This window comes from Kribbella endophytica (assembly GCF_054781295.1).
The window spans coordinates 102,115-115,321 of the sequence record NZ_BAAGUR010000008.1 but is presented as its reverse complement, the minus strand read 5'-3'; the positions used below and the strand labels follow the sequence as shown (position 1 = coordinate 115,321).

Genomic DNA, 13,207 nt, shown 5'->3' with positions numbered 1-13,207 from the left:
CTATGACACTTTGGGACGTTTCTGGCCTAAGCAGGACGTCCTGCAAACGTCCGACAACGTCGTAGTGACGTCCTCACGTTCTGTAGCAGTCTATCGTTATGAACCGACGGGCAGCCTTCAGCGAGCACCAGAGACCATGGGCTGCTCGCGCGTCATGACCAGGGAAGAGCGTCAGCCCAACCTCCTGCTGAAGCAGGCGCGCGGCACGCTCTCCCAGGCCCGCCTCGCCGAACTCGTCAACGAAGAGATCCTGCGCGCCACGGGCTCGGTCGGTGCGATCACTGCGAAGTCGATCTCCGACTGGGAGCGTGGCTGGTACAGCTGGCCGGGCAAGCACGCTCGGGACGCGCTGTGCCGCGTGCTCGATTCTCCCGACGCCGCAGCATTGGGGTTCGAAAATCGTCGTACGGCGGTCGAGCCTGCGTCGGCCGTGGTCAATGCGCCCCACACCACGGCATTGCTCGACCTAGCCGGCTTGAACGGGAAGGGTTCGCTCGGCCAAGGCGCGGTCGGTCGACTTGAGGTGCCGAGCGGGCGCCTGTTCTCGGGCCTCGAGCTCGACGCCTTCTACTGGCCGGCTGAACCGACGGGCAGCGATCGGCTCGCGGTGAGATCGCTCGATGACGCGGCGACAGTCCGGCCGGACAAGCGGTCCGCGGTGATCGCGGTGACCGACGCAGCGGGGGAGGAGTGGTACCACGTTGCCGACGGCCGTCAGTTCGCCCGGCAGCCGCTTGAACCTGACCAAACGCGCGATCTCTCCTCGGCGTACATCCTCGACGACCTGACGGTCGCGATTCTCTGGATGATCACGAACACCGATGCGGCCCTGCTCTCGGATGACTACTCGCTCGAGCACTACCGCACCCAGCTGAGCCCGTACGACGAACTCCCGTCATCCAGCCTCACCTTCGGCGCTGTGCCAGACCTGCATGAGCTCTCGGCGCGCTGGCTGGGCTCCAGGTTCTGCGCGGACCACATCCTGCGCAACCTCAACCGGCTGACCTCGACGCCTCTGTTCTGGAGCCGGGAACAACGAGGCGAGGAGGCGTCCTCGTGGTTGATCTGGACGCACAAGATTCAGTACTTGAGTGCGACCTCGAAGGTGCTGAAGCGTCATCGCAGGGCGTTTTGCATCCCTGAACACGAGGTGGCCAAGTCGCCGCGGTACGAGCGCATTCTCATGCTCCTCGCCGTCGCTCTGATGGAGGCGTTCCAGATCACCGTCGACGTCACCACCGATCCCGACCACGGTCAGGTCGAAGGATTCGTCCTCGGCGGCGAAGCCATCGTGGCGAACTGGCTCCGCGCTCCCGGCCTTTGGTACGTCGACGCCAGCGCCCCGCCCTCACGCCGCGCGGTGTACCGAGACATCGCCGCGGCCGCCACCAGTCGCTCGATCATCGACCAACCGACGCCAGCCCGCCGCCTGGAGGCGCTCGCCGGCTACCTGAACATCCCGTGGCGCTGGTTCAGCAAACGCTGCACCGAACTGTCGTCGGTCGGCGCCAGCGGTATTGCCCAGCCTCGCAGCAGACTGCTTTCCACGATGGGCCTCGATCTCGCCCTCAGCTACGTCGCCAGCCTCGACCGCAACCAAGGAGCATGACTTGCACGCCGCCGAACTGACCATGGGCCGTACCTTTGCCGTCCGCTTCGACCACGGGGAGGACTTCTTCACCGCACTCGGGGAGTTCTGCGCCGCGAATGATGTCCGGCAGGCCATCATCCCGGTGTTCATCGCTGGGCTGCGCGAGGTCGAGCTGGTCGGCACCTGCGCGAAGGTGGACGACCCGGAGGCGCCGGTCTGGTCATCAGTTCACTTGGAGAGCGTCGAGGCGTTCGGAGGTGGGACTCTCGCTGTCGATCCAGGTACGGGAGACGTGCTGCCCCATGTTCACATCTCGGTCGGTTTGAAGCAGCACTCCGCCGCCGCGCACACGAGTCACTTGCTGAACGCCACAGTCCAGTTCCTGACCGAGATGTACCTGGTGGAGGTCGCCGCACCGGCGATGAGCCGGGTGCCGCTGGGCGAGCTCTACGGTGTTCCGCAACTGCGCTTCTGAGGCAAATCCGGTCGATTCATTGCAGGCAGCCCTGGATGACCGGATCGACTTCATCGGCGGTCGGACGAAGCCGAAGGTAGTTGTCGGAGGTGGTGACCACGATGTCGGAGCGTGGAGTTCGCTGCGTAGTGTGCGGGCAATGTGGCGGTCGGCTGGCCCGGCCGAGTGACCGCCCGTCGCCGAGCTTGTCCCGTGGGCACGGCGCCAAGTTGTGGGGGAGCGAGCCTGTGGTTGCACTTGATCGATATCGGCGTGCCGACACGCCGAGCGCTTATCGAAACCTACCTTTGATGCGCCGTATCGCGCACAGATCTCCGCGATCTCTTGTCGCGAAAGTTGTTCTGCAAGCAGTTCTGGATCTCCAGCATGCGGAGCATCAGCCGGTACGACGGGCCGCTCGGACACCACCAGTACTACGGCTTTGCGAAGAACTCGGAGTCCTCGGCGACGGTGTTTGGCCCTCCGCCAGGTTGACGCCTCAACGGCGGTGCCGGCCGCTCTGCATCAAAAGCCGATCTTCATGCCGGTTAGCTTCGACGAGCCGCAGGTCGCCGGCTGGGATCCAGAGGATCCGGCCGTCGGGGTAGTGGACTCGGCCGAACCAATGGCAGCCGCCTTCGCGAATCCTGGCATCCAGGTCGCCGGGCTGCCAGAGGGCGACGTGCTCGACGGGGTCGACGGGGTGTACGTCGGGCGGGGCGGCATGGATGATCCCCGCGGCGGAATCGGTCTTGGCGCGCTAGCTCGCACCCGTCGGAGGGCGCGGCCAGATCCGGCGGATCCAGCGAGCGGCCTGCTTGTACCAAGAGTCAGCCGCAATCAGATCGGTTGTATCCGAGGAGTCAGCCGCCCAGGCGTTGACCATGTCATTGAGAACGCGGTACTCGGGGCTGGCGAGATACAACTCGATGGAGCGGTCTCGCCAACTGGTGGCGGCAGTCGGGTCTGGCGGATCGATCCGGTTGTCGAGCAAGTCTGCAAGAGCGGACATCGCTGAGTGGTCACCGGTCTCGGCGGCGCGCTCGTACCAGATGCGGGCCATGACCACGTCGGGCGGATGAAGTTCCACGAGCACGTTCCCGAGATTCTTCATCGCCGTGGGGTAGCCGGCGTCGGCCGCGCGTTCGAACCAGGTGCGGGCTGTGGCCAGATCAGGCGGCTCCTCCTCGGCAAGTGCCTCTCCGAGGAGGTTCATTGCCTCGGGGAGACCGGCGTTGGCGGCGCGCTCGAACCAGATTCGGGCCGTAGCCGGCTCGGGCGGATCTAGCCTGTAGGTGAGCAGGAGCCCGAGGTTGTACATCGCTTCGGGGGGACCGATGTCGGCGGCGCGCTCGTACCAGGTGCGGGCTGTGGTCAGGTCTGGCGGTTCCAGCGCGGCAAGCAGATTCCCCAGGTTGTTCATCGCTTCGGGGAGGCCAGCGTCAGCGGCATGCTCGTACCAGGTGCGGGCTGTGGTCAGGTCTGGCGGATCCAGGTCGGCCAGCAGGTTCCCAAGGCTGTTCATCGCCTGATGGTCGCCTGCCTTTGCGGCACGGTGATACCACATGCTGGCCTTCGCGAGGTCGGGCGGATCCAGCCGTTTGGCGAGCAAGATGCCAAGGCTACGCGCGGCAGCGGTGTCACCGGTCTCGGCGGCTTGTGTATACGCAGTGATTGCGTGAGGGATCAGTTTGCGCTGGACGGCGGTGTAACCGATCGCAGAGGCATGGTCTGCGGGGCATCGTCGCAACGCCGCATCCCAGAAGGAATCTGGTATCAGTCGCCGTGCACCGTCTTGCCCATCGTCAGCGGCGACAAGATAGTCGAAGGGGCGATAGCCGCGGGTCCGGTCAGAGCCTGCGTGTGTGATCAGCATCGCCACCTGACCGGCTCCCTCCGGCGGACGCCGCGCTGTTCTGACCGCCATCAGGGCATCGGACAGGGTGTGATCCAGATCGGGGCGTAGATGCCACAGCGCGTCGAGTGCCAGCGTGCAGAGGTCGGCCTCGTCAATAGGGCCGGGCAGTCCGACCCGCGCCCAGTCGATCGCAACCCTGAGCAGAGCGTGAAGCAGCGGGTCAACGTGTTGGGCGTCGTGATACCGGTCCAGAAGGATCGGGGCGCCTGCGAGTCGTTCGGCGAGCCCAACATCGGTCAGGTCCTCGTTGGGATAGGCGTCTCGTGCTGCGGCTCGTTCAATCGGGTTGTCACGTATGGATTGCAGGTTGATCTGCGCGGCCGCCCGAAGCAGGTGGCGTGCAGCGTTGATCTGCGCGCCCGCCTGTAGCAGTTGACGTGGACCACTGGTCGGCTCGGGGGCGTCGAGGAGTCGGGCGCGTGCCTCTTGGCGGAGCGTCGCAACCAGGATTGTTGAGCCCGGCCTGCGGGTCAGCAGAATCAGGTTCGAGGGGGTTAGGGGGTCGCTCGTCGTGAGGAAGCGATCCAGGTCGTCCAGCCAAACCACGATCGGGTCGCTGGTGAACTTGATTCGCGGATGGGCGATTAAGCGGCTCAGAGCGAGCGGGTTGGGAGCCAACAACCGAGCCGTGGGCCAGCGGCTGTGCACAGCCTCGAAGGCAGTGCGGGTCTTCCCGGCCGCGGATCGACCGGTCACAACCACCAGCCTGCTCGGTTCGAGTGCCGCTCGCAGCCGGATGTCGACGGCACCATGGGTCCGCGGGACGTAGGGGTCGATGTCGTCGTGGCTATTCTGGTTGCCGTAGTTCGACGGGGTCGTTCCCAACTGATAGGCGTTGAGTTCGGCGACGGTAGGCAGATCGCTCTTCGTGATCAGCTCGACCAGGTCACTCAGCGGCTCCGCCGGTACCGTCGAAGCTGCTGGAAAGGCATCAGCCGCCGGTAGTCCGAGCGCTTCAGCCACTCGCCGTGAGTCCTCATTGGTTGTCGCCATCTTGGCGATCGACTCGAACGCCAAGATCTGCAGCGCCGCGTCCCCCTGGCGGGGATGGTGCTCCACCACAATGCCCAACGCGTTGCCGGCGTGGAATACCACAGCGCCGGAGAGGCCACCCCACGGCGATCTCGAGCCGGCATCTGTCGGACCCGGCACCCCGCCAACCTCTACAGATCGGATTAGCGGCTCGCGCAGTAGCAGTCGCCCGGACTCGACTCCATCGGTCTGGTAGATCGTGCCATGCACCTCACTCGTGCCCCGAACCCTCGTGCTCGGATCCCACTGGAACAGCGGGTATCCGATCGCCTGACAGTCCAGCAGCATTCCCGCGCGGCCGCGCTCCACCCGGGCATAGGTCGGAGCCCGTAATTCGCGATCGTGTAACTGCGACCTCAATCTGAGAACTGCTACGTCCAGGGTCGGGTCCTCGACAACCTCGGTCAACTCACCGGCGCTACCCCCGTCGTTTGAGGAGACCACCGTCAGGTTTACGGCATGTTGATTGGTCGCCTTGTCCCGCGTGCAGTGCCGCGCGGTCACCACCGTTTGCGGCCCAATCAGGTAGCCCGATCCGACCTGCTGCCGGCCATCGCGCAAACGCGCCACCACGGCCACCACACGGTCGCGTTGTACGCCACCTCCGTCAACGGACATCCAGTCCCCTGCCTATCCGGGCGCGGTACGGTCGCGTTGGTCAGTGCTGCTGACCGAAGCTCTCCTCTGCCGTGCCGACGCTCGCGACAGTGAAGTCCCTCGTCAATGTGCCATCGGGCAACCGCCACATCGGAGCAAGCTTCAGCGTCAACGTTTGCGTAGTCGACGACTCATAGGAGCCCCCCAGCTCAATCACTTTCCAGCCGATTTTGCCATTCGCGTCCTTCGTCACTCCAACCTGGATTGACAGCTCAACCGGTTCGATCGAAAACCGCATCCGCTCGTCCAGCCCTGTATCGATCGCGCTGATCAACTCCGTGCGAAGCGCGTCGATCGCATCCGCCAAGCCAATAACCGCTTTGTCCACAATGCCCCTCCCCGAACCGGACTCGTCCCAGGTAACCATCGCACGGCCGCAGCGCGAAGGACACAGAAAGTCTCGAGCGTGAATCCAAGCTTTGAGCGCGACACGAGTTCTACCACTGGGGTGTCGCGGTCAGGAGTAGGTCGTGCCTGCTTCCGACCTGACGCGATGTGGCATCAGGCCGCAGAGGTCAGTCAGCTCGCCGCGCTGGTGCGGTGGTACGGCGTCGCGAGGTGAGGATGCGGTCGCGCAAAAGGCATCGATCTGGCGGATGAGTGAGGTCCGGCGAGTTCTACGCGAAACGCAAGCCTGCGAAATGGCTGAACCGACTGGCGCTCTACGCCAACCTGGCCGAGCCGTCTGTGGGACCGATCCGGAGAGCTTGTGGCGTGAGGCCGTGGTTAAGGTCGTACTCGTGACTTTTACCCAGGTCTCCGTGCGCTGCGGCCCGCTGGACGTGGCTGTCGAAACGACAGGGCCCGAGGACGGCTGGCCGGTCGTGCTCCTGCATGGGTTTCCCTACGACCCGCATTGCTTCGAGGGAGCCGGTGCAACGCTCGCGAGCGAGGGGGCGCGCGTGCTGGCGCCGTACCTGCGTGGCTTCGGAGCGACCCGCTTCGTCTCGGACTCGACACCCCGGTCTGGGCAGCAAGCTGCGGTCGGCCGGGACGTGCTGAACCTTGTCGAGACGCTCGAACTCCGGGCGCCGATTCTGGTCGGCTACGACTGGGGCGGGCGCGCGGCATGCGTCGCAGCGGTTCTCCGGCCGGACCTCGTCGGAGGTGTCGTGGCTCTCGGGGGCTACTCCATCCAGGACATCGCCGCCGCGTCGTCCGAGCCGGCGCCGCCGCAAGAGGAAAGCGTGGACTGGTACCAGTACTACTTCCACAGCGAGCGCGGCCGGGCGGGCCTCGCTCGGTACCGCCGCGAGTTGACCGTCCAGTTGTGGCGCGAGTGGTCGCCGGCGCGCCCGATCGCCGACGCGGACTTCGAACGAACGGCGCCGTCGTTCGACAATCCCGATTTCGTGGAAGTGGCGATCCACTCCTACCGGCACCGCTTCGGGCTCCTACCTGGTGCCGAGCAGTACGAGGACGACGAGCGGTTCCTGGCCGCACTGCCGCCCGTGGAGGTGCCCGCGATTGTTCTGGACCCCACGGAGGATCCTGCGCTGAAGCCCCGACCGCGCGAGCAACACGCCGCTCGGTTTCCGCGGCTTGTCGACTACCGGCGGATCGAGAGCGGACACAACCAGCCGTTCGACGCACCCGCGGCCACTGCTCTCGCAGTACTGGATCTGCACGCATTCTTGAAGTCGCCGCCGGCGGAACCGTAGGCGGAGGCAGCAGGCCAGCGAATCCGCCGCCCACGGCGGAGTCCCGGCGACCGTTGTCGACCATGGGCAACGCCTGTGCCGGCAGGTCAACGACTTGCTGGCCGAGACCGCCTGCGCGATCCGGGACCGGATCGGGCTGCTGGCTGACCGGGACTGGCACCCGTCATCAGCCACACCCCCGCAGGCCTGACAGCTCGTTCCTTGGGCAAATTGTCAGTCGCCTGAGCAGGACGTGGACGACCGGGTGGGGTGAGACCGTGGCACGCTCCGATCCTCGTTGCACCGTCCGAATCCCGAGGCTGCCACCCTGCACGGAGGCGCGCTAGGGTCGCGGCCGTGGTGATCGAACTTGCGGTGGTGGCCGAGAGGGCTATTGGCGCGGCGGTCCTGGAGGGTGAGGTCGACGGGCGCAGGGTCGTCGAGTACGACCCGTTCCTGGCCGGGCGGTCCGTCGAGCGGGTAACTGGTACGGCGCGGCTGCGTGGCGGTGGGGAAACGAACTGGTCCGCGATCGTCAAGCGGACGACGGGCGCCGGCCTTCGCGCGGCTCGACGGGAGGCGGCGGCGTACCTGGACGGCTTGACGACGCTGGCGCCGGGCGCGTTGCAGGCTCCCGCCTTGCTCGGCGCCGATCTGGGTGATGATCACGTCGAGATCTGGCTCGACGAACTCATCGACGTCCATCGGGGCGCTTGGCCGGTGGAACGCTTTGGGCTCGCCGCAGCGCACGTCGCGGAATGGGCGGTTCGGTCCTGCGAGACACCGTTGCCTCTCGGGTTCGATTCCGAGGATGCCTGGGCCGAGCGGCACGGCCAGCCGCATCGGGTCGACGATGTGCTGGCGCGGCTCGATGACTTGCGGTCCGCGCCGAAGTCCGCGGAGCTCGCGACCCGGTTCGGCGACCCCGGGTTTCAACGCGTGGAGGCCCTCATCACCTCGACCGTCGAACGGATCGAGCGGCTCGCGACGTTCCGTCAGACGCCGCTGCACCACGATCTGGTCCGATCGAACCTGTTCGCCACGGCGGGTTCGCGAACCGCGGCGATCGACTGGGAGAACGTCGGGCATGGACCGTTCGGTGTCGAGCTGGTGCCGCTCGTCTTCGGCTCGGTACGTCGCGGGGAGGCGTCCGGTGACGACCTGCCTGCGATCGAGGATCTCGTGCTCTCCTCGTACGTCTACACGCTGCAGAGCAACGGGATCGACGTCGGGGCCGATGTCGGGACCGCGTTCCGGCTGGCCGTCGGCCTGCGGTGGCACGTCGTGCTCGGCACGATTGAAGCCTGGCTGGACCCGAACGTCCGACGGATCCGGGGCAGCCGGCCGTCAGAGCCTCGGGAGGAGTCGCTCAGCCATCTGATCTCCCTGTGCCACCGGATACTGTCGACCGATCCGTTGATCGGCTGAGACGCCTGGTCAGGGGCGTTGCTGTGCTTGCTGAATGATCTCGGTTGCTGCGCCGGTCAGGGTGGTGGCGTTGTCGGAGGCGTGCTGGACGAGGTGCTGGTAGGCGGCGGCCATGTCGAGGTTGCTCGTGTGGGCGAGGACTCCCTTGGCCTGCTCGATCACGGTTCGTCCGGCCAACGCGGTGCGGATCCGTTCCTCGAGCTGGTTGTCGGTCAGATCTGTGGTCTGGACGATGGCGACGGTGGCGATGTCGGCGAAGGCCTGGGTCAGTTGGCGGGTTTCGTCGTCGAGGGTGGCGGGGACGGAGTGGAAGGCGTTCATGGCACCGATGAGGTGTCCGTGCCAGCGCAGCGGGACCGCGTGGACGGCGTGGAAGCCGGCGGCGATGATCGCTTCGCCGACCTTGTCCCAGCGGCCGGTGATGTCGGCGTCGGTGTCGACCGACGTCGCCACGCCTTCACGGGCTGCGTCGACGCACGGTCCGGTGTCGTGCTGCAGCTGGTACAGCTCGAGTTCAGCAGCTCGGTGGGAGGTCGCGCTCAAGACCTCGAGACGGCCCTGCTCGTCCCTGACCAGTACGCCGATCGCGTCGGCGGCGGTGAACTTCGCGCAGTCGGCCAGCAGCCGGGACAATGTGTCGGCGACGTCGCGCTGGCTGACCATCGCGGCGGCGGCATCGACGAACGCCTGCGAAGCGGTGGAGGCAGTCATGAGTTCTCGCTTTCAGCGTCGTCGGAAAACTTCAGGCGCCGGCTGGTGACCTCGTGGGCCACCTCGGCCAGCGTCATGGTGTGGGAGAAAGCATGCGCTCGAAGCAGCGCGATCGCATCGTCGGGCTTCACGCGGAGCTGGGCCACCACCATCCCGGTCGCTTGATGGACCTCAGATCTGGCTCCCCACGGCCCGGATTCGAGGTTGGACTCGTCGGGACGCTCTTTGACCAGGGCTGCGCCGATCGCGTTGGCGAGAAACTGTGCCGGTTCGTCGGCGGGCAGGTCGGTGCTTTCCTGATGGATCGTGAGGACGCCGATGACGCCGTCGTCCCACGGGCGGACCGGTACGGCGTACAGCATGGCCACACCGGGAATGTCACGCGCGGCATCGGCGAACAACGGCCATGGTCCGGGATCGTCGCGCAGGTCGGCGACCGTGATCGCCCCGGTCCGGTACGCCGTAGGGCCGGGGCCTTCGCCGAGCACCTCCTGGAGGTCTTCGAGCCGGGCCGCGACATCATCGGTTGTGCAGAGTGTGACTCGGTCGGTGTTGTTGTAGGACAGGGTGATCGCGGCACCGTCGCCGCCCAGGATCGACAGGTACGCATGGCACAGACGAGATTCCAGCGGTAGGTCCGCGCTGTCGTCGGCGATCAGTCTCGCCAGACGTACGAGAAGCGTCGTCCGGTCCAGATCGGTCATCTGTTCGTTGTCCCGTCGTCGGTCGCCACGCAGCGGCTCGAACACCTTCCCACAGTCGGCGCTCGAGCCTTCACAGCCTGTACCCGGTGCCGAACCGGCTACCGCTCACCCACCGATCGGCGCTACTGGGCCTTGTTGACGGTCTCGGCGATCAGCGCGGCGGCGACGTCGTGCAGTTTGACGTTCGCGGTCTGGGACGTGCGCGCCAGGAACGAGAAGGCCCGGTCCGGGTCGAGCTTGTAGCGCTCCATGACGATGCCGACCGCCTGGCCGATCTGTTCGCGGCTGCCGAGGGCTCGGCTGAGGGTCTCGTCGTGGCGCGACCAGCCGAGCGCGATCGCGGCCAGCCGGGCGAACATCGCGCCCACCTGCCGGGTGTCCATGTCGATCGCGTGGGCCTTGTTCGCGTACAGGTTCAGGGCGCCTCGCGCGTGCGGCTGGGCCCGGAACTGGAACGCCAGTTGGGATCCGATCCCGAACTCTCCGGCAGCGCGAGCGCCGTACGCCGGCCAGCGCGCATCGGCGGCCAGGTCGTCGACCTGGACCCACGGATCACGCAGCGCGGCCTCCAGGCACGGGCCCTCTCCGACGGCGTACTGGATCTCGTCGAGCGTGATCGCGACCTGGTCGGTCGGTGCGAGGGTCTCGATCTGGCCGTGGTGAGAGGTCAGCGAGATGCTGACGTGGTCGATTCCGGGGACCGTGGCCGCGGCGCCGCTGGTGATCCGCTCCAGGGCTTCGTCCAGCTTGATCGGGTAGGTCAGGGTTTCCGCGACGGTGTTCATCACCGCGACGAGGTTCGGTTCGGTCACCATCGGCTCCTCGAAGGGGCCGGGCTGGGCGCCGACCTGTGACTACAGTCTGCACGCGACTGCGCCGAGCAGAACTCACACGAACAGGTTGCTGCGGCATCAGGTATGGGAGGTGGCGTCGCGGGCCCGCTTGCAACAGTTGGCGTCGTAGTGCTGAGCACTCGGGAGGATCCGTTCGGCCGGGGTCAAAGCTGAGGGCGGACGCCTGGCTCCTGATCGCCGGCCCGCCGTGAGTCGTCGGAGCGGAACAGGGGCAGCACGGCTCGCTTGGTGATTCCCTCGAGCTCGAACGCCAGTGCGGCGTACAGGCTCACAACGGTCAGTACGACGCCGATCCAGCCGGCGATCGTCAGCCATCGGTCGGACGCCACAAGATGGGCGACGCCCGTGGCCCCGTGGCTGCGACTGGGGTCTCGGGCGAGGAAGCCGATGACACAGGCCAGTTGGACCGCGGAGAACGACTGCGTCGCGATGCACAGTGCGAGGAAGCCGAGGGGGAGCGGAGTCGCGAGAGGCCGAACGACCACGCTGGGGTGAACGGTGGACATGCTGGCGGCACCCGGCGCGGGTCGCCTCAGTCGGGATCGAGCCCGCTGCATAGGGCGGCGAGCGTGGGGCACCGGGGCGCCGTACGCCCGAGAACGCCGACCCGCGAGACGGAGTGATGATGACCAAGGCACGCGATCTGATGACGGCCGGCGCGGAGTGCGTCGGTGTGAAGGAGACGTTGGCCGACGCCGCACGCAAGATGCGGGACCTGGACGTCGGCGCGCTGCCGATCTGCGGAGAGGACAACCTGCTCAAGGGCATGCTGACCGACCGCGACATCGTCGTGTCCTGCGTCGCTGAAGGCAGGGATCCGTCGACGGCCTTGGCCGGCCAGTTCGGTGAGGGCAAGCCGGTGACGATAGGCGCGGACGACAGCATCGAGGAAGCGATGCGGACGATGAGCGAGCACCAGGTACGACGCCTTCCGGTGGTTGACGGTCACGACCTGGTGGGGATGCTGGCCCAGGCCGACGTGGCCCGCGCGATGTCCGAGCAGGCGACCGGGGACACGGTGCAGAACATTTCCCGGTGAGCTGAGCACGCGAGCCAGGAGGCAGCAGTCTGATGGAGGTGCGATGAGCGGCAGTGCGGGGAATCCACGGAACCTGAAGGCGTCGGAGCCGGTGGGAGAGTTGGAGTTGGTGCACACGTTCGACGGAGCCATGCCGACCGGTGTCACGGTGTCGCGCACCGGGCGCGTGTTCGTCAACTTCCCGGAGTGGGGCGATCATCCGCCGGCGACAGTCGTCGAGCTTCGCGGTGGGGAAGAGCGGCCGTATCCGGACAGCGCCTGGAACTCCGCGAAGGATGTGGACGACGTCGGCGCTTTGTCTCGGTGCAGTCGGTGGTGGTCGACCCTGCGGACCGGTTGTGGGTGCTGGACACGGGCAGCCCGATGTTCCAGCCCACGCAGTACGGCGGTCCGAAGCTGGTCTGCGTCGACCTGACCACTGACGAGGTGGTCAACACGATCGTCATGCCGCGGGACGCCGCGCTGGAGACGACGTACCTGAACGACGTCCGGTTTGACCTGACCCGTGGCACGGCGGGCGCGGCGTACATCACCGATTCCTCGGACTCGGGGCCGAACGGGATCATCGTGGTCGACCTCGACTCCGGCGAGACGTGGCGACGGCTGCACGACCATCCCAGTACGAAGGCCGTTGCCTTGGACAAGTGTCGCCCGATGGTCGAGGGCCGGCCCTTCCTCAAGCAGCCGGGGGACGGTCCGGCCGAAGCGGTCGCGATGGGCGCGGACGGGATCGCCATTTCCGCCGACGGGCAGCGGCTCTGGTACTGCCCGTTGGCGAGCAGGCACTGGTACAGCGTGTCGACCGAGGCGTTGTTCGATCGGGCGGTGTCCGATGACGACGTCGCCGAGACGGTCGTGGACGAGGGCGACAAGGGTGGCGTCGGCGACGGTCTGGAGACCGACGACATGGGCCGGTTCTACATCACGGCCGGCGAGCACAACGCCGTACTGCGTCGTCTTCCGGACGGGACCCTCGAGACGTTGCTGTACGACGTGCGGTTGCTGTGGCCCGACACGCTCTCCGTCGCCGACGGGTATCTGTACCTGACCGCGAATCAGCTGCATCGCCAGGCGGACTACCAGGGTGGAAAGGACCTCCGCGAGCCGCCGTACGCGCTGTTCCGCACGCCGATCGACGCCGGTCCAGTGCGCCTGATGGGCTGAGGTGCGTTCCACAAA

12 protein-coding genes are annotated in these 13,207 nt (G+C 66.6%); 6 read left to right on the top strand and 6 right to left on the bottom strand.

Annotation, left to right across the window (positions count from 1 at the left end):
* Positions 1-10 precede the first annotated feature (10 nt).
* Positions 11-1,609, top strand: coding sequence for a hypothetical protein (locus tag ACYVIO_RS41860; RefSeq protein ID WP_460656589.1), 1,599 nt, complete (start codon positions 11-13; stop codon positions 1,607-1,609).
* A gap of 1 nt (position 1,610) precedes the next feature.
* Positions 1,611-2,066, top strand: a complete 456-nt coding sequence (locus ACYVIO_RS41855; RefSeq protein ID WP_460656588.1) for a PPC domain-containing DNA-binding protein — start codon at positions 1,611-1,613, stop codon at positions 2,064-2,066.
* A gap of 739 nt (positions 2,067-2,805) precedes the next feature.
* Here the strand turns inward: ACYVIO_RS41855 and ACYVIO_RS41850 are convergent.
* Positions 2,806-5,613, bottom strand: a complete 2,808-nt coding sequence (locus tag ACYVIO_RS41850) for a trypsin-like peptidase domain-containing protein (protein WP_460656587.1) — start codon at positions 5,611-5,613, stop codon at positions 2,806-2,808.
* A gap of 40 nt (positions 5,614-5,653) precedes the next feature.
* Complete coding sequence (locus ACYVIO_RS41845) at positions 5,654-5,980, bottom strand: trypco2 family protein (protein ID WP_460656586.1); 327 nt, start codon at positions 5,978-5,980, stop codon at positions 5,654-5,656.
* 433 nt (positions 5,981-6,413) lie between these two features.
* Here ACYVIO_RS41845 and ACYVIO_RS41840 point away from each other — a divergent pair, with 433 nt between their 5' ends.
* Both ACYVIO_RS41840 and ACYVIO_RS41835 read left to right on the top strand, forming a co-directional pair.
* Positions 6,414-7,313, top strand: a complete 900-nt coding sequence (locus tag ACYVIO_RS41840) for an alpha/beta fold hydrolase (protein WP_460656585.1) — start codon at positions 6,414-6,416, stop codon at positions 7,311-7,313.
* A gap of 336 nt (positions 7,314-7,649) precedes the next feature.
* A complete protein-coding gene (locus tag ACYVIO_RS41835) occupies positions 7,650-8,720 on the top strand; it encodes a phosphotransferase (protein ID WP_460656584.1) in 1,071 nt (356 codons plus the stop codon).
* A 9-nt stretch (positions 8,721-8,729) separates the two neighbouring features.
* On the opposite strand, the gene ACYVIO_RS41830 is transcribed toward ACYVIO_RS41835, so the two are convergent.
* The 4 genes from ACYVIO_RS41830 to ACYVIO_RS41815 form a co-directional block, all read right to left on the bottom strand.
* Positions 8,730-9,431 (bottom strand): GAF and ANTAR domain-containing protein, encoded by a 702-nt coding sequence (locus ACYVIO_RS41830; RefSeq protein ID WP_460656583.1) that lies wholly within the window; start codon positions 9,429-9,431, stop codon positions 8,730-8,732.
* Complete coding sequence (locus ACYVIO_RS41825; protein ID WP_460656582.1) at positions 9,428-10,180, bottom strand: GAF and ANTAR domain-containing protein; 753 nt, start codon at positions 10,178-10,180, stop codon at positions 9,428-9,430. Before ACYVIO_RS41825 ends, ACYVIO_RS41830 begins: the two co-directional genes overlap by 4 nt.
* Positions 10,181-10,257: 77 nt before the next feature.
* Entirely contained in the window at positions 10,258-10,947 is a 690-nt protein-coding gene (locus ACYVIO_RS41820) for a GAF and ANTAR domain-containing protein (RefSeq protein ID WP_460656581.1), read from the bottom strand.
* Between the two features lie 185 nt (positions 10,948-11,132).
* Positions 11,133-11,495 (bottom strand): hypothetical protein, encoded by a 363-nt coding sequence (locus tag ACYVIO_RS41815; protein ID WP_460656580.1) that lies wholly within the window; start codon positions 11,493-11,495, stop codon positions 11,133-11,135.
* A 119-nt stretch (positions 11,496-11,614) separates the two neighbouring features.
* On the opposite strand from ACYVIO_RS41815, the gene ACYVIO_RS41810 reads away from it, so the two are divergent.
* Both ACYVIO_RS41810 and ACYVIO_RS41805 read left to right on the top strand, forming a co-directional pair.
* Positions 11,615-12,028 carry a CBS domain-containing protein gene (locus ACYVIO_RS41810; RefSeq protein ID WP_460656579.1) on the top strand — a complete coding sequence of 138 codons (414 nt, stop codon included), beginning with the start codon at positions 11,615-11,617 and terminating at the stop codon, positions 12,026-12,028.
* 186 nt (positions 12,029-12,214) lie between these two features.
* Positions 12,215-13,192, top strand: a complete 978-nt coding sequence (locus tag ACYVIO_RS41805; protein ID WP_460656578.1) for an L-dopachrome tautomerase-related protein — start codon at positions 12,215-12,217, stop codon at positions 13,190-13,192.
* Positions 13,193-13,207: the final 15 nt, after the last annotated feature.

Coding starts and splice junctions, on each gene's coding strand:
- ACYVIO_RS41850 (WP_460656587.1), bottom strand. CDS start 5,613: ATGTCCGTTGACGGAGGTGGCGTACAACGCGACCGTGTGGTGGCCGTG.
- ACYVIO_RS41830 (WP_460656583.1), bottom strand. CDS start 9,431: ATGACTGCCTCCACCGCTTCGCAGGCGTTCGTCGATGCCGCCGCCGCG.
- ACYVIO_RS41815 (WP_460656580.1), bottom strand. CDS start 11,495: ATGTCCACCGTTCACCCCAGCGTGGTCGTTCGGCCTCTCGCGACTCCG.
- ACYVIO_RS41810 (WP_460656579.1), top strand. CDS start 11,615: ATGACCAAGGCACGCGATCTGATGACGGCCGGCGCGGAGTGCGTCGGT.